The organism is Ruminococcus sp. (assembly GCF_016287535.1).
Classification (GTDB): domain Bacteria; phylum Bacillota; class Clostridia; order Oscillospirales; family Ruminococcaceae; genus Ruminococcus.
In genome coordinates this window covers 1-15,211 of the sequence record NZ_JAEFAJ010000036.1, presented here as the reverse complement: position 1 = coordinate 15,211, position 15,211 = coordinate 1, and the positions used below count along the sequence as shown (strand labels likewise).

Here is a 15,211-nt window from a genome sequence, read left to right as displayed (position 1 = left end):
ACTGCTTTCAGGCTTTTCGCGTTATCCTATGATATCCCTGCTGAACAGACGCATTACGTCCATTTTCAGGGCGCGGTTCTGCGGTTTTTCAAGGAGGGGATCCTCCTCAAGCAGCTCCCTCGCGCAGCTCTGGGCACGGTTCATAAGCTCCATATTGCAGGCGATATCCGCTATTTTCAGCGGCGGAAGTCCGTGCTGGGCGTTGCCGAAGAAATCTCCCGGTCCCCGCATTTTCAGGTCCTCCTCGGATATTTTGAAGCCGTCGGTGGTGGACGACATTATCTTCATTCGCTTCACACATTCCTCTGTGGTATTGTCGGTTATGAGTATGCAGCTGCTCTCGAAACTGCCCCTTCCAACTCGTCCGCGAAGCTGGTGGAGCTGGGAAAGTCCGAAGCGCTCAGCGTTCTCTATGACCATTACCGCCGCGTTCGGCACGTCAACTCCGACTTCAACAACAGTAGTGCATATAAGCACCTGTATCTCGCCGCCGCGGAACTTCTCCATGACCTTGTCCTTCTCGGCAGCTCTCATCTTTCCGTGGAGCAGAGCTGTGGTATAGCCTTTCAGGTCACCGTTCGCGGCATTTTCCGCATAGGTCTTTACCGCGAAGAGCTCGCTTTCGCTCTCCTCTATCATGGGGCACACCACATAAGCCTGCCGTCCCTCGTCGAGCCGCTCCCTGACGAAGCCGAATGCACGGCTGCGGAGCTTTCCCGTGACCGCATAGGTCTTTACCGGCTTCCTGCCCTTGGGGAGCTGTGTTATCGCCGATATATCAAGGTCTCCGTAAATTATCAGCGCAAGGGTGCGGGGTATTGGAGTTGCCGACATTACCAGCTTATGAGGGGAATCGCCCTTTTCCGCAAGAGCCGCTCTCTGGGCAACTCCGAAACGGTGCTGCTCGTCGGTTATTACAAGTCCAAGAGCCTTATACTCCACGTCCTTCTGTATTATGGCATGAGTACCTACGATCACGTCTATATCCCCTGCAGCTATCTGTTCCCGTATCAGCGTCTTTTTCTTAGGTGTGAGGGAGCCTGTCAGCAGACATACCCTTACGCCGAAGGGTTCGAGGAAGTCGCTGAGAGTGCGGAAATGCTGGGAGGCAAGTATCTCCGTGGGAGCCATGAGGGCTGACTGTATTCCGTTCCTTGCCGCAAACCAGCAGGCTGCGGCTGCCACAGCCGTTTTTCCGCTGCCAACGTCGCCCTGAAGCAGCCTGTTCATGGGAACTCCCCTGCACAGGTCGTCCTTTATCTCTGATACCGCCTTTTTCTGGTCGCCGGTGAGCTCAAAGGGAAGCCCCTCCGTAAAGCTGCCGATATCCACTGATTTGTCCATTTTATAGGCGGTGCTCCGTCTGCTGCGGGACTTCATAACGGACATACCTATCTGCAATTTCAGGAGCTCGTCAAAGGCAATTCTGCGCCTTGCGGTCTCAGCCGCAAGCTCGCTCTCAGGGAAGTGTATATTCTCCAGAGCCCACATCAGCGGGCAGAGGTCGTATTTCCGCAGTATATCGCCGGAAAGAGTCTCAAAGGGCTCGTTGCGCATGAGCTCCAGCGCCTGACGCATATTCATGCGTATCATGTTCACGGAAAGCCCCTGTGTAAGATGGTATTTCGGCTGTATCAGCACCTTTTCCGACGCGCTGATATACACAGGGGAGCTTATCTCCTTACGGAGAAAATTGCCCGTGACCTTGCCGTACATATAATAGGTCTCGTTTTCCTTCATTGCCTGAAAGCCGTATACATTGTTGTATACCACTATAAGGATATCGTCGGTCCCGTCCGTGGCGGCTGCCTTGCATATAACAAGTCCGCCCTTGATGCGCTGAGGCGGCATTTTGCGGAACACCGTCAATTTCAGTACATTGTAATCGTTCAGCACCGCCTGATTCACAGGCACATGAGTGCGGAAGTCAAGGTAATCCCTGGGGATATGATATATCAGCTCATAGGGAGTAGTCACGCCAAGCTTACGGTACTTCTCGCCCCTTGCCTTGCCGACTCCTTTGAGATACTCTATATCGCTGAAAAGTGTTGCTGCCATAACTGCTCCTTATCATGAAAAGCTCAGAACTAAAAGCTCAGTATACCGGGCTCTTAGTTCCGAACTGTCCGTATCTGACCATAAAAAGGGCGGACATACTGTCCGCCCCTGTGGTTGTTTACCGATCATCTCTGCTCACAGATGAGCTTTATAGCGGTTCTCTCTTCGCCGTCGATCTGGATATTAGCAAAAGCAGGTATGCATATAAGGTCGATTCCTATCGGAGCAAGATATCCTCTTGCGATAGCTATCGCCTTTACTGCCTGATTTGCCGCACCTGCACCGACTGCCTGAACTTCAACAGCCTTCTGCTCTCTTATGACGCCGGCAATAGCTCCGGCTACAGAATTCGGTGACGAGTGTGATGATACTTTCAGAATTTCCATTACAAATAACCCTCCTGATAAAAATATTTGTACGTATATTGTCAAATGCCTTTAGGCTATTGTACAATTGTATTATAACTTATTATAATAGAAATTGCAATACTTTTGAGCAAAGTTTGTGGACTATCTTATAATTATTCTCTCTATTTTGTATGATTTGCCACATTTTTCATCAAAATTAACTATAGTTCCACAAAGGAAGCATTCGCCCTCTGCGACCTGGAATTTCACAGGCATCCTGAACCTCAGCCTGTCCACCGCAGACGCCGTGTCTACGCCGAGACAAGACATTTCAGGGCCTACCATTCCCACATCTGTAATATATGCAGTATGCCCTCCGAGTATACATTCGTCAGCGGTCTGGACGTGTGTATGGGTACCGAAAACGCCGCTCACCTTTCCGGTAAGATAGTGTCCCATGGCTTTTTTCTCAGAGGTCGCCTCCGCGTGAAAGTCAAGAAATATATTCGGAGTATCTATCTCTTCAAGAAGCTCGTCCATTTTGCTGAACGGGTTGTCGAGGGGATCCATATACACGGTGCCCATCATGTTCACCACCGCTACGGAATAGGCTCCCATATCAAGTATCCTTACTCCGCTGCCGACGCAGCCGCCCTCAGGATAATTTGCGGGACGTACCATATAGTCGTACTCAAACAGCTCCATAGCGTCCTTCTGGCGGAAGGCGTGATTTCCCGTGGTTATCACGTCAGCTCCAGCCCTTACCAGCATATCCGCAGAGGCGTGGTTGATACCGTTACCCTGCGCGGAGTTTTCGCCGTTAACGATGGTAATATCTATATCATGCGCGAGTTTGAGGGCTCCCAGCTTTTCCGAAAGGAACTCGCAGCCGGCTCTGCCCACAACATCGCCTATAAAAAGCAGATTCTTCATACTGAGCCTTTATTTCTTGTCAGTCTTTTTCTTCTTGCCGCCGAGATCAGTATCGTAGGATATGCCCGTGCCCTGAAGACTAACTGTGGCTTTTTTCTTGTTATTGACGGTGAATTTAAGCTTTTTTCCGCCGATGGAAGGTCCGTCTACCGAGATACTGCCGCCCTTCTTGTTCTTGTTGAATTTAAAAAGCTTGCCTATCTTGAAGCTCTTCCTGAAATGAAATCCCATACTTCTTCCTCCTGTCATAAATGGTCGCTTACGCCAGTATATCAGAGCACTACCGTGCTTTCAAGGACTGCCTTGCTGTACCGCCATTCAGGATACATACGCTGCAGCAGAGCGTAAAAATCCTTTCCGTGATCGGGATATACAAAGTGGCAGAACTCATGGGTGACTACCTGCTCTATACAGTGCCTCGGCGCTTCTATAAGCCGCCTGTTGAGCGTTATTATCTTCTTGCCCGGATGACAGCTACCCCAGCGGGACGTCATGGTTCGGAGCTTCAGCTGCGGGAAAGGCAGGCTGTACTCCGAGAACCTCCCGTGTACATCACGCATTATGTCAGTGAATATCTCTCTGCACACCTCGTCGAGCCATGCGTTGAAGAGCTTCTGCCTTCGTCTGATATCCTCCGTGTCCTTTACGTGCAGATACAGCACAGAGCCGTTCCTTTCGGAAAAGTCCCTGCTCCCGTTCAGTATCTTCAGCTCAACATCGGTGCCGAGGAGCTTTATGACCTCGCCGCTGACATACTGCAGCTCCGCTGCCTTTTGCTGAGGACGGCTCCGGTAATACTCCTCCGCACGTCTTATATACTTGCTTTTTGCCTTTATGAAGCCCTCTATCTCACGCACCGCAGCCCTGTGGGGAGCGGATACGTATACCGAGCAGTCGGGCTTTACGCGCAGATTTATATTCTTTACCTTCTTGCGCTCCAGTACATATTCTATCTCTCCGTCAGCGGTAAGTACCGCGTGTTCTTCCTTTACCGCCGCCATTTAATCACCATAGGTATAGGTTCCGCTGATGTGTCCGAAGGATATGATATTCCCGCCGTTGCCGCCGTCCATATACTTCAGGAACTCCAGCAGCTTGGGATCGTTGCTGTTGTCAAAGTTGCCCTTGAGACTGTCGGGAGCCTGCTTCAGCGCAAATACCAGCACCTCGTAAACGTGGGTCCCCTCAGGGGGATAGGGTCCGACGTATTCGCTCTCCGGAGCCCAGCCCTTCGGAAGCTCGGTCTCGCTTCCGGTCAGGGACTTCCAGTGCATCCACGAGGAATAGCCCGTACTGCCCGTATCTATCATATACACAGCATAGCAGGACGCGCCTTCAACGGGCTGCCATGAGAGCTGGGGCGAACGGTTTGAGCCGTTTTTTGTCTTTGTTATGTCCGTATCCCATACTCCGTCGTGAAGATCCTCTGAGCTGAGGTCAAATTCCGTAAGCTTTGTCAGGTCAAGGTCGGTTTCCTTTTCTGCTGTGAGGGCAGGTGCAAAAGCTCCCTCCGCAGCAGCCGGCTCCGTCTTCTCCTGTACCGCCGGAGCGCTCTCGCTGCTGTCCGACGGCGGAGACTCATGGGTACAAGCCGTACTGAGCCCCATAACAAGAGCCGCAAATAATAATGCCGTGATCTTTGAACGTCTCATATTCTTCCTCCTGTTGCGTTTGATTGATGCGGATATTAGTGCATATGCTTTATATCACAGCTTTGTGAAAAATCTTTCGTGTGTCTCGAATACTCCGCCGGGCTTTATCTCCCGGTAGCCTGTGATATCGGGTGAAAGCTTGAGGTTCGGGGCGTCTATCATTGCGGTCATCGGCTCAGGGCAGAAGAAATGATTGAAGCCGCGGTCGTTCCAGATTATCCAGAAGCCGTACTCCTCAGATACCTCATAGCATATCTTCTTGCCGCTGGCTGTGTCCTCCACGATCACTCCGTGGAAGTTCTCGCCGTCAAGCTTGGTGTACTCGCCGAAATACATCTCGTTGTCTATAACACGGAGCACAGGCAGTTTTACACCGTTGCTGTACTCAAGGTCGTGCATATTCGGCACCTTCAGCTGCTCGGTGGGCAGGCAGCGCTCGTTGAGCTCGCAGCGCTTTCCTACCGGCACTGTAAGGCGGATATCCTCTTCTCTTCCGCCGTCAACAAATGGCGAATTTATGGTCGTATGTGAAGCCAGCGACATAGGAAGCACCTTTACGCCGTCTGTGTTTACAAAGCGGATATTCTGCTCAAGTCCCTGCTCGGAAAGAGTGAAGGTGTACTCCACTGTGAACCTTACGGGAAGGTACTCAAAGAACTCGTCGTTCTCATCGTAGACATATCTCGTCTTTACCCATGCGCAGTTGTCATCGGAGCTGTACTCCACTACCTCATGGGCTCTCTTGTGCAGAAAGCCGTGAATGTGATTGTTAAATGGTTCCTTCTCATTTACGGGAAGCTGATACACAGCGTCTGACGCTCTGAGCACGCCGTCTGCAAAACGGTTGGGGAGGTAAAGTGTGGGAAGTCCCCACACCTCCGGCGACTGCTTTATCTTTTCCGCCGTATTGTTCTCCTTGAAGCGGAAGAACTCTATACCGTTCTCGTTGTCGCGGAGACGGATAACATTTGAGCCTATCTCGTTTGCCACCCACGCTTCGTAGCCGCCCGCTTCAAGCTTTATACAGGTCGTACCGTTCCATTCAAATTTTTCTGCTGTGTTCTTCATTTCTATCACAATCCTTTTAAAAATATGTTTTATCCCTTTTTAATCAACCGGACTATCGCCGCTCCTGTGCGGAATACAACTGCCCAGCCGAAGCCGCAGGCAAGTATTATAAGCATTATGGTAAGTCCTATGCCGCCGAGAAATTTGTGACCGAAAAGATTTTGCGTGTCAAGACAGTCCGTGACATAAAGCATAACAGGCAACAGTATTCCATAACCAAGCAGATACGCAGGAGCGATAAGCTTAGTCCGGAACTGTTCGTTCAGCTTCTTTTCCCGGCAAAGAAAGTATGCAGGCAGGGCAAGCAAAACCGCGCCCATTACAAACATGACCGCAAGCATGAAATTGCTTTCCTTTGTGATAACGTCAAGCGCTCCTCCTGCAATATATATGACCATAGGACAGATCATCCCCATCAGGAACGATCTTGTCAAAACTCTGCCTTTCATAGCTTTATCAGTCCATTCTGTTTTCCATGTCGGTGTACTCCCGCATGGGCGATATAGCCTTGTAGGCAGGACGTATTATCTTGTTGGAGTTGATGAGCTCCTCTATTCTGTGAGCCGACCAGCCGGCTATTCTCGATGTCGCAAACAGCGGTGTGAAAAGCTCATCCGGTATGCCGAGCATACGGTATACGAAGCCGCTGTAGAAATCCACGTTGGCGCATACTCCCTTGTATATCCTGCGCTCCTCGGCTATGACCTCCGGAGCGAGACGCTCTACCAGGGAATACAGCGCGAATTCGTCGTGTCTGCCCTTCTCGGAGCTGAGAGACTCTACAAAGCCCTTGAACACCTTTGCTCTTGGGTCTGACTGGGAGTATACCGCGTGACCCATGCCGTAGATAAGTCCGGACCTGTCAAATGCTTCCTTGTGGAGCAGTCTGCGGAGATACGACTTTATCTCCTCTTCGTCAGTCCAGTCCTTCACGTTCTGCTTCATATCGTCGAACATCATAGCCACCTTGATATTGGCGCCGCCGTGCTTGGGTCCCTTCAGTGAGCCGAGAGCCGCCGCGATAGCGGAGTAGGTGTCCGTACCTGACGAGGATACAACGTGTACGGTAAATGTGGAATTGTTTCCGCCGCCGTGCTCTGCGTGGAGCACAAGTGCAAGGTCGAGTATACGAGCCTCAAGCTCGGTATAATTCCTGTCCTCGCGGAGCATATACAACAGATTCTCAGCTATGGAAAGTTCCGGCTGCGGACTGTGTATGAAAAGGCTTCCGCCTAATCTTGCGTATTTATATGCGTGATACGCATAAACGGATATCACGGGGAAAAGCGTTATAAGCTCTATGCTCTGACGGAGCACGTTGGGTATGGATATGTCGTTTGCCCTGTCATCGTAGGAATACAGTGCAAGTGCACTCTTTGCGAGAGTGTTCATCATATTGTCCGTGGGAGCCTTCATTATAACATCGCGCATGAAGTTTGAGGGAAGCTCGCGGAACTCAGCCAGTATCCTGCGGAATCCGGCAAGATCCGTCTCCGAGGGCATCTTCCCGAAAAGGAGAAGGTATACCGTTTCCTCAAAGCCGAAACGCTTCTCTTTAATGAAACCGGCGACGATATCTTCTACATCTATTCCTCTGTAATACAGCTTGCCGTCGCCGTGATTAGGCATTCCGTCGCCCATATCCAGCACTTTTATGGTGCTTATATTGGTAAGTCCCGCTACGACTCCGTTTCCGTTTATATCACGGAGACCGCGCTTAACGTCGTACTGGGTATAGAGTTCCGGGTCTATTTTGTAGCCATCCAGCGACATATCAGCAAGCTGGACTATTTCCGGCGTCAGTTCTGAAAACTTGTATCTCATCTATCGTCATCCCTTTCATTATTACGATTTGTACTATCAATAGTATATATTACTTATTATAGGTGATTTCGGCAGTTTTGTCAAGCATCAGCAGCCCTGTGATACAATTATTTTTTTCGGCATGATGTAAATATTATCTGCTTTCTACTTGAAAAAATCCGTATAATATGGTAAACTATATTTGTCGGTCCGTGCCGGCACATGATATAGTCTATAGGGTTACTTCCGCACACAGGTGCAGAGGAAAGGAGATAATGGCATTGGAATCAGTAAAATATACCTGTCCGAACTGCTGCGCAGACCTGAAATTCGATCCGCAGAAACAGATGCTGTCCTGCGAATACTGCCTCAGTTCGTTTACGGTCAAGGAAATAAAACAGCTTTGCGCTAAAACTGAAAACAGCATACCCAAAGAAGAGGTGAAGCTAAAAGAGGATTTTGAGAATCATACCCACCTCTACCGCTGCGACAGCTGCGGCGCCGAGATAATGGCGGAAGAAAAGGAAACCGCCACCTTCTGCTATTACTGCCATAACCCGGTCATCCTTGCCGGAAAAATGGGAGGCAAATATAAGCCGGACAAGATCATCGGCTTCAAGCTCACCAAGGAACACGCCGTGTTCAATTTCAAGCAATGGGTCGGCAAGCGCTGGTTCGTACCGAGCGACTTCAAATCGGAACAGCAGATAGAAAAGCTCACCGGTCTCTATGTCCCCTTCTGGATGGCTGACTGCCATGTGAATGTCGATTATTCCGGCACCGGCAAGAAGGTCAGGAGCTGGACCAGCGGCAATTACAGATACACCGAGACCAGTACATACCACATTGTCCGCAGAGGCGACCTCGTTACAAAAGGTGTTCCGGCAGACGGAGAGACCAAGATAGACGACCTGCTGATGGAATCAATCGAGCCATTTGACTACAACGAGCTGGAGGACTTCTCCATGTCATACCTCAGCGGCTTCTTCGCGGATAAGTACGACGAGGACAAGACTCAGGTGTTCCCGCGTATAAGAGCCCGTTCAGAGCAAGCCTGCGCTTCTCTGGTAAATGAAAGCATCTCAGGATATACCTCCGTTACCCCCCTTGCGCAGAGCTACAACATCACACAGACCGACTGGAAGTACACCATGCTGCCTGTATGGTTCATGTCGTACAAATACAACGACAAGGTGTATGAATTCGCTATAAACGGACAGACAGGCAAGCTGGCAGGCACTCCGCCGCTCTCAAAAGCCAAGCTGACACTGTTCAGCTGCGCTATAGGCGCTGTTGTATCTGTCCTGGGTATGATTATCGGAGGTATCATAAGTCTATGAAAAAGATATCTTCACTTTTTATCGTACTTGTGTTCGCGGCATTCCTTGCAGTCACAAACCTGATAGCAGCGAACATTACTTCCGAAAATCAGCACGTGGAGTTTTCCGACGATGATGTCTCAAAGTCCGGAATAATCGACGAGCATGGTCTCTATAACAGCGACCCGTCTCTTCTGAGCGATCTGAATGAGACTGTCAGGGATTGTGCGAGACAAAACAGAATGAATATCCTCATTTATCTTCCGGACGAGACCAAAAGATATCATTCCGACTCTTCAATAGAGGATTTCGCGGCAAGCACCTACGATACCGCTTTCGGCGAGTATACCGACGGTGTGCTGTACTATATAGATATTTCCGGAAAGCGTCCGGCTTACGATTATATCTCAAACAGCGGAAAGGCCTGCCTGTTGTATACAGAACCCATCCTCGAAACTATCTATTCCTCTATTGACCAGTATCTGCCGTCCTCCTACTCCTCAGATCCCATTGATCCCCAAAAGGTAGGAAAGGCTATAAAGAGCTTCTGCAAATTCATCACCGATTTCAATTCCGACAAGCCGAGGCTCTCCTATTATGATGACAGGGATTACTATAATCACGATTATACCTACATCAAAAACGGAAAAACATTCATCACCAAGAGCATACCGCCTGCAAAAAAGCTCCACAGGCTTCTTATTGCAGATCTTGTCGGAGTTCTGACCGCGCTTATAGTATTCTTAGTCACAAAGAGGAACTATAAATTCAAGCACAAGACCAACCCGAGAATATATCTTGCATCAGGAATGTCAGGCTTATCTGTGAAAAACGATATCTTCCAGGGTACACATACCACCAAAACAAGGATCGATTCCGGCGGCGGCGGAAGCCGCGGAGGCGGTTTCCACGGCGGTGGCGGCGGCTATCACGGCGGTTCCCACAGCGGCGGCGGTCATCACAGATAATAAACGGCGCAGTGCGCAAATAAGCCCGAAGGCGGTGATATCACCGCTTCCGGGCTTGATTTTTTATTTAATGCCGTCAACGAAGTCCTTTATAGTCTTTGCAACTTCATCGGGCTTCTGTTCGTAGATGAAGTGACTTCCGGGAATGTTTATTTCCCTGCAGTTACCTACCTTATTGATGTACTCTGTCCTCTTTTTGTAGTAATCCTGATTCTCTGCGGACTTCTCATCCTCAAACCATTCCTGTGCCTTCGCTTCGTCAACTTCTCCGTCCATGAACATCAGGTATTCCCTGATATCGTCGATAGTCTGATAGTTTGTGGAAATGTATATCTTGGGGATATCGTTGGACTTTATGGAAGCCCACGCTGTTTTCATATTCTTGTTGAAATTCTTTAACTCGCTGATGAAGGATTTTGAAAAGCCTGCGGGGTTTATCTCGAACATCGCATTTGCATACTTTGCATATTCATCGTCGTCATCGCTTTTGTGCATAATATCATTAAGAGCTTTTGTTACGCCCGATCTCTGCAAGAATTTAGCTATATGGAAAACCGCTCCCGAGATATTCTCGTTTATTTCTTCCTCCGGAACTTCGGGATATGCGTCGTTTACCGTATCAAGGAAGATAACACCCGATACCTCGTCAGGGTAGGTGTTCTCCCAGTAGGTGCCGTAAATTCCGCTGAGTGAATGAGGCATAAGTATATAAGGAGCCTCTACGCCAGCATTTTTCAGTGCGGTACGTGTGCTGTCAACGATGTATTCCGTCGTTACCTCATGGTCGGTCTCCTCGCAGAGACCGTATCCCGGACGGGTAACGACCACAAGGCTTATATCATCGCTGAGGTGCTCCGAGAACTTCTTCATATTCACGGTGAACTCGGCATCTCCGCTGCCCGGCATGACTACTATCTTGTTCTTGCCCTCGCCGTAGATGTTTATGTTCATGTTGTAGTCCCCTGCGGAATAAAGGTGTTTGTAGCCGCCGTCCTCAAGGAGCTTCCTGTCCTTTTTCTGTGCCGACTTCTGATAAAAGAAGCATACTATAAGCGCGATGACTATAAGTATGAGCAGTACAAGCAGTATCCTGCCCAATACCTTGAATATTTTTTTGATTACTTCCATAAAAATCATCCTCCGCTTTTCTCATATCCTTGCTGTGCCTTTTTCGGAAACACAGCATATACATTATAGCACAAAGGCAGGAGATATGTCAAATAAAAAGGCGGATCATTAAGCTCTTGCGGGCTGATGCGGGCATCAGCCCCTACACTGCTAAAAAAGCTCCTGACTAATGTCAGGAGCTTTTGAAATCATGCGTTCATGCCGAGGTCGATAGCCTTGAAGTTGTTGGGGATAAGTGCTGCCTTCTTTGGCGGTACGACTTTCTCGATAGCCTTCTGCATAGTCTCAAGCGAGCAGATGTTTGTCTCCTTGAGGAGCTTGCCGAGAAGTATGATGTTTGAGCCGCCCTTGAGGTCGTTATCGTCAGCCATCTGCTGTGACGGGATACCAAAGAGCTCAATGTCCGTTCTGTCCGTATCAGCCTCGATCATGGAGCTGTCGAAGAATACCTTTCCTCCGGGACGGACACAGCTTACGAACTTGTCGAATGAAGGCTGGTTCATTGCGATAAGAAGGTGAGGTGTGAGTACGAGAGGTGAACCGATAGGATCATCGGAAATAGTAACTGAACAGTTGCAGGTACCGCCTCTCATCTCAGGACCGTAAGACGGGAGCCATGAAAGCTCCTTATTGTCCATAAGTCCGCAGTATGCAAGTATCTTTCCTGCGAAGAGGATACCCTGTCCGCCGAAGCCAGCGAGGAGTATTTCTGTAGTAGCCATTACTCATTACCTCCTTCTGTCTTTGGGAATACTCCCTCTTCTACGTCCTTGTATACGCCGAGAGGATAGTACGGGATCATTTCGTCCTGAAGTCTCTTGATAGCGTCAAGAGGTGCGAGTCCCCAGTTTGTGGGGCAGGTGGAAAGTACCTCTACGATAGAGAATCCCTTTCCTGCCTTCTGATTCTCGAACGCCTTGCGGATAGCCTTCTTTGCAGCCTTGATATGGGGAACGCTGTCAACTGCCACACGCTCTGCATAAGCAGTACCTGTGAGCTGTGAGAGCATCTCGCATACCTTTACGGGATAACCTGCAAGCTCAGGGCTTCTTCCGAAAGGTGTGGTCTGTGTTATCTGTCCGGGAAGTGTTGTAGGAGCCATCTGACCGCCTGTCATTCCGTAGATAGTGTTGTTGATGAAGATAACGACGATGTTCTCGCCTCTTGTAGCTACGTGTACAGTCTCGGCAGTACCGATAGCGGCGAGGTCTCCGTCACCCTGATATGTGAATACGAACTTGTCGGGGTTTGTACGCTTAACGCCTGTTGCAACAGCCGGAGCACGTCCGTGTGCAGCCTCGATCATATCGCAGTTGAAGTAGTCGTAAGCCATAACTGAGCAGCCTACAGGACATACTCCTATAGTATCGCCCTCGATACCCATTTCGTCGATGACTTCACAGAGTATCCTGTGTACGATACCGTGTGTACAGCCGGGACAGTAATGTGTAGGAACGTCGATGAGCGACTTTGGTCTTTCAAATACTACAGCCATCAGAGGGCACCTCCCATTCTCTTGATCTCGCCCAGCACCTCAGCAGGTGAAGGGATAACGCCGCCTGTTCTTCCGAAGAACTCAACAGGCTTTGAGCAGTTGATAGCGAGCTTGATATCGTCTATCATCTGTCCCATTGACATCTCTACGCTGAGAAGCTTCTTTGCGCTCTTTGCAGCCTCGTTGATCTCCTTTACAGGGAATGGCCACAGTGTCTTGGGACGGAAGAGACCTGCCTTTATGCCCTGTGCTCTTGCGTCGTTTACAGCAGACTTCGCAACTCTTGCTGTTGCGCCGAACGCACATACAAGTATATCGCAGTCCTCTGTGAGATAAAGCTCCGCTTCTGTCTCTGTTTCCTTGATTATCTCGTATCTCTTGTAGCGCTCAAGGATAGAATTTTCAAGCTCATCAGGCTTGAGGTAGAGGGAGTTGATTATGTGATGCTCTCTCTTCATCTTGTGACCGTTTGCAGCCCAGCTGCTCTTGTCATAAGCCTCAGGATTGATCTCCGGGAATGTAACAGGCTCCATCATCTGTCCGAGAAGTCCGTCTGCAAGGATCATTGCAGGCATACGGTACTTGTCGGCACGGTCGAAAGCCTTTACTACGTAGTCTACCATTTCCTGTACTGACGCAGGAGCGTATACCAGAAGCTGGAAGTCGCCGTGACCCAGTGCCTTTGTAGCCTGCCAGTAGTCAGCCTGTGAAGGCTGGATACCGCCGAGACCGGGGCCGCCTCTCTCTACGTTGATGATTACAGCAGGAAGGTCTGAACCTGCTATGTATGATACGCCCTCGCTCTTCAGTGAGATTCCGGGTGAGGACGATGATGTCATTGCACGAACGCCTGTTGAAGCAGCGCCCAGTACCATATTTATAGCAGCGATCTCGGACTCTGCCTGTAAGAATACGCCGCCTGCCTTATGCATACGCTTTGCCATATAAGCGGCAAGCTCTGTCTGAGGAGTGATAGGATATCCGAAGAAGCATTTGCAGCCTGCTCTGATAGCAGCCTCTGCCAGCGCCTCGTTACCCTTCATAAGATTTCTTTCCAAAGCTAAACAGCTCCTTTCAACGAATATAGATTATTTTTCAATAACGATAGCGCAGTCCGGACACATAGTTGCGCACATTGCACAGCTTATGCAGGCTGACTGGTCGGTACATTCTGCGTAAAAATATCCCTTCTTGTTACGCTTTTCCTTCTGGAGCGCAACGATCTTCTTGGGACAGGCAGCCGTACACAGACCGCAGCCCTTGCAGCGCTCGGTAATAACTGTCATTTTAGCCATACACTTTTTCTCCTTTCAGATGAAATGTTCATTTATGGTCAAATCAGGAATTCGGGATTCAGAATCCGGGATTACGTCATTCCATACCTGATTCCGCATTCCGAATACCGCATTCCGAATTTTCATCAGCCCCAGACGGGCTTTACGTATATCTTTGCCGGGAATACGTCTAGCTTATCCGACTGTCCGGCGATGTCCTCAGGATATACGGTGTATATGACGGGAAGTCCCGTTATACGCGAGGTCTCCTCAGCAAAGGGGCGTGACTGCTCGATTATATCAAGTGTGGTCTCGCAGCCGAGGTTGGTGTTGTTGACAATGGCGGTATGCTTCATACGCGCCGCCGCCTCTATCTCATACATCAGCTTCGTTACCTCTTCAGCAGTATTTGTGAGGTAGCGGCGCTGATTGATTACGTAATACATCTCTATACTGTCTTTGAACTGCTCAAGGGCTTCCGCATAGCGTCCGAGAGCGACCGCTCCCGCGTCGTCGCCGCCAACGTCTATTATAAGGCAGTCCTCATCGGTGGCAAGCTCCACCACGTCAAACTGTATCGACGGGATATCAAGGTTGCTCCTTGCAAAGTCGGGAGCTATGAGCCTTATGCCCTTTTCCTCGAAAAGATCCCTGAAATCGGCAGTTCTGAAATAGGGATTTACTATGTCAAGGTCAACGATAGCTGCGGACCTGCCCTCCACCGCGGCTTTTACCGCAAGATTCACGGAAAAATTTGTCTTTCCGCTGCCGTAATGACCTGTGATTATCTTAATATTTTTCATAATTATCCTCTTTAAGCACTTGTGAAAAATCCTACAATTTCTATTATATCACTTTAAACTGTCAATTGCAAGTGCAATTTTTAGTATCCCACAGGCTTATTTTTGTGAAAGCAGGCAAAAGCCCCGACTTAAAGTCGAGGCTTCATTTTATCAGAATAAAAGCCAATTGATTTTCAACTGCAAATTACTGGTCAGTCTATCGCTTCAAATCTGCTCTCAAACTCTGAACAATCATCATCGGCAATTGTGTAATAGCTTATCTGTAATGTAAAGTCGTCATCTATCTTTCTTAAATAAACGATGGTTACTCTGTCGGGGGCGTAATCAACAGATATTCTTATCTTTGCGTACTCCTTGCCGCCA

Annotated in this window: 17 protein-coding genes; 2 read left to right on the top strand and 15 right to left on the bottom strand. The window is 49.2% G+C overall.

The features are described from left to right. Window positions 1-21: 21 nt before the first annotated feature. The 9 genes from recG to QZZ36_RS11635 all read right to left on the bottom strand — a co-directional run bounded on the left by recG (window position 22) and on the right by QZZ36_RS11635 (window position 7,882). A complete protein-coding gene (gene recG, locus QZZ36_RS11675) occupies window positions 22-2,058 on the bottom strand; it encodes an ATP-dependent DNA helicase RecG (protein ID WP_295081655.1) in 2,037 nt (678 codons plus the stop codon). Between the two features lie 125 nt (window positions 2,059-2,183). Next, a complete protein-coding gene (locus QZZ36_RS11670) occupies window positions 2,184-2,444 on the bottom strand; it encodes a stage V sporulation protein S (protein WP_024861514.1) in 261 nt (86 codons plus the stop codon). 123 nt (window positions 2,445-2,567) lie between these two features. Next, window positions 2,568-3,338, bottom strand: a complete 771-nt coding sequence (locus tag QZZ36_RS11665; RefSeq protein ID WP_295081652.1) for a TIGR00282 family metallophosphoesterase — start codon at window positions 3,336-3,338, stop codon at window positions 2,568-2,570. 9 nt (window positions 3,339-3,347) lie between these two features. Further along, window positions 3,348-3,569 carry a DUF4236 domain-containing protein gene (locus QZZ36_RS11660; RefSeq protein WP_295081650.1) on the bottom strand — a complete coding sequence of 74 codons (222 nt, stop codon included), beginning with the start codon at window positions 3,567-3,569 and terminating at the stop codon, window positions 3,348-3,350. A gap of 41 nt (window positions 3,570-3,610) precedes the next feature. Next, complete coding sequence (locus QZZ36_RS11655) at window positions 3,611-4,339, bottom strand: SprT family zinc-dependent metalloprotease (protein ID WP_295081648.1); 729 nt, start codon at window positions 4,337-4,339, stop codon at window positions 3,611-3,613. Then, window positions 4,340-4,990: a hypothetical protein gene (locus QZZ36_RS11650; protein WP_295081646.1), complete on the bottom strand. Its 651-nt coding sequence runs from the start codon at window positions 4,988-4,990 to the stop codon at window positions 4,340-4,342. It abuts the gene before it with no gap. Window positions 4,991-5,044: 54 nt separating this feature from the next. Further along, complete coding sequence (locus QZZ36_RS11645) at window positions 5,045-6,058, bottom strand: aldose 1-epimerase (protein ID WP_295081644.1); 1,014 nt, start codon at window positions 6,056-6,058, stop codon at window positions 5,045-5,047. 29 nt (window positions 6,059-6,087) lie between these two features. Then, a complete protein-coding gene (locus QZZ36_RS11640; protein WP_295081642.1) occupies window positions 6,088-6,456 on the bottom strand; it encodes a hypothetical protein in 369 nt (122 codons plus the stop codon). A 58-nt stretch (window positions 6,457-6,514) separates the two neighbouring features. After that, on the bottom strand, window positions 6,515-7,882 hold the full coding sequence (locus QZZ36_RS11635; RefSeq protein ID WP_295081640.1) for a citrate/2-methylcitrate synthase: 1,368 nt from the start codon (window positions 7,880-7,882) through the stop codon (window positions 6,515-6,517). A gap of 260 nt (window positions 7,883-8,142) precedes the next feature. Between QZZ36_RS11635 and QZZ36_RS11630 the strand changes: the two genes are divergently transcribed. Both QZZ36_RS11630 and QZZ36_RS11625 read left to right on the top strand, forming a co-directional pair. Beyond that, complete coding sequence (locus QZZ36_RS11630; RefSeq protein ID WP_295081638.1) at window positions 8,143-9,201, top strand: hypothetical protein; 1,059 nt, start codon at window positions 8,143-8,145, stop codon at window positions 9,199-9,201. After that, window positions 9,198-10,148, top strand: a complete 951-nt coding sequence (locus tag QZZ36_RS11625; RefSeq protein WP_295081637.1) for a hypothetical protein — start codon at window positions 9,198-9,200, stop codon at window positions 10,146-10,148. Before QZZ36_RS11630 ends, QZZ36_RS11625 begins: the two co-directional genes overlap by 4 nt. Before the next feature lie 63 nt (window positions 10,149-10,211). Here QZZ36_RS11625 and QZZ36_RS11620 read toward each other — a convergent pair whose 3' ends face one another. The 6 genes from QZZ36_RS11620 to QZZ36_RS11595 form a co-directional block, all read right to left on the bottom strand. Then, window positions 10,212-11,276 (bottom strand): alpha/beta hydrolase, encoded by a 1,065-nt coding sequence (locus QZZ36_RS11620; protein ID WP_295081635.1) that lies wholly within the window; start codon window positions 11,274-11,276, stop codon window positions 10,212-10,214. Between the two features lie 188 nt (window positions 11,277-11,464). Then, window positions 11,465-11,998, bottom strand: coding sequence for a 2-oxoacid:acceptor oxidoreductase family protein (locus tag QZZ36_RS11615; protein ID WP_295081633.1), 534 nt, complete (start codon window positions 11,996-11,998; stop codon window positions 11,465-11,467). Then, a complete protein-coding gene (locus QZZ36_RS11610; protein ID WP_295081631.1) occupies window positions 11,998-12,771 on the bottom strand; it encodes a thiamine pyrophosphate-dependent enzyme in 774 nt (257 codons plus the stop codon). Before QZZ36_RS11610 ends, QZZ36_RS11615 begins: the two co-directional genes overlap by 1 nt. Further along, window positions 12,771-13,814, bottom strand: coding sequence for a 3-methyl-2-oxobutanoate dehydrogenase subunit VorB (locus tag QZZ36_RS11605; protein ID WP_295081701.1), 1,044 nt, complete (start codon window positions 13,812-13,814; stop codon window positions 12,771-12,773). The genes QZZ36_RS11610 and QZZ36_RS11605 overlap by 1 nt, the downstream gene beginning before the upstream one ends. 45 nt (window positions 13,815-13,859) lie before the next feature. Beyond that, entirely contained in the window at window positions 13,860-14,066 is a 207-nt protein-coding gene (locus tag QZZ36_RS11600) for a 4Fe-4S dicluster domain-containing protein (protein ID WP_294753460.1), read from the bottom strand. A 125-nt stretch (window positions 14,067-14,191) separates the two neighbouring features. Then, window positions 14,192-14,848, bottom strand: coding sequence for a cobalamin biosynthesis protein CobQ (locus QZZ36_RS11595; protein ID WP_295081629.1), 657 nt, complete (start codon window positions 14,846-14,848; stop codon window positions 14,192-14,194). Window positions 14,849-15,211 lie beyond the last annotated feature (363 nt).

Bases quoted from the DNA above. Each gene is read 5' to 3' on its own strand.
- recG (WP_295081655.1), bottom strand. From the start codon at position 2,058: ATGGCAGCAACACTTTTCAGCGATATAGAGTATCTCAAAGGAGTCGGC.
- QZZ36_RS11670 (WP_024861514.1), bottom strand. From the start codon at position 2,444: ATGGAAATTCTGAAAGTATCATCACACTCGTCACCGAATTCTGTAGCC.
- QZZ36_RS11665 (WP_295081652.1), bottom strand. From the start codon at position 3,338: ATGAAGAATCTGCTTTTTATAGGCGATGTTGTGGGCAGAGCCGGCTGC.
- QZZ36_RS11660 (WP_295081650.1), bottom strand. From the start codon at position 3,569: ATGGGATTTCATTTCAGGAAGAGCTTCAAGATAGGCAAGCTTTTTAAA.
- QZZ36_RS11655 (WP_295081648.1), bottom strand. From the start codon at position 4,339: ATGGCGGCGGTAAAGGAAGAACACGCGGTACTTACCGCTGACGGAGAG.
- QZZ36_RS11650 (WP_295081646.1), bottom strand. From the start codon at position 4,990: ATGAGACGTTCAAAGATCACGGCATTATTATTTGCGGCTCTTGTTATG.
- QZZ36_RS11645 (WP_295081644.1), bottom strand. From the start codon at position 6,058: ATGAAGAACACAGCAGAAAAATTTGAATGGAACGGTACGACCTGTATA.
- QZZ36_RS11640 (WP_295081642.1), bottom strand. From the start codon at position 6,456: ATGGTCATATATATTGCAGGAGGAGCGCTTGACGTTATCACAAAGGAA.
- QZZ36_RS11635 (WP_295081640.1), bottom strand. From the start codon at position 7,882: ATGAGATACAAGTTTTCAGAACTGACGCCGGAAATAGTCCAGCTTGCT.
- QZZ36_RS11625 (WP_295081637.1), top strand. From the start codon at position 9,198: ATGAAAAAGATATCTTCACTTTTTATCGTACTTGTGTTCGCGGCATTC.
- QZZ36_RS11620 (WP_295081635.1), bottom strand. From the start codon at position 11,276: ATGGAAGTAATCAAAAAAATATTCAAGGTATTGGGCAGGATACTGCTT.
- QZZ36_RS11615 (WP_295081633.1), bottom strand. From the start codon at position 11,998: ATGGCTACTACAGAAATACTCCTCGCTGGCTTCGGCGGACAGGGTATC.
- QZZ36_RS11610 (WP_295081631.1), bottom strand. From the start codon at position 12,771: ATGGCTGTAGTATTTGAAAGACCAAAGTCGCTCATCGACGTTCCTACA.
- QZZ36_RS11605 (WP_295081701.1), bottom strand. From the start codon at position 13,814: ATGAAGGGTAACGAGGCGCTGGCAGAGGCTGCTATCAGAGCAGGCTGC.
- QZZ36_RS11600 (WP_294753460.1), bottom strand. From the start codon at position 14,066: ATGGCTAAAATGACAGTTATTACCGAGCGCTGCAAGGGCTGCGGTCTG.
- QZZ36_RS11595 (WP_295081629.1), bottom strand. From the start codon at position 14,848: ATGAAAAATATTAAGATAATCACAGGTCATTACGGCAGCGGAAAGACA.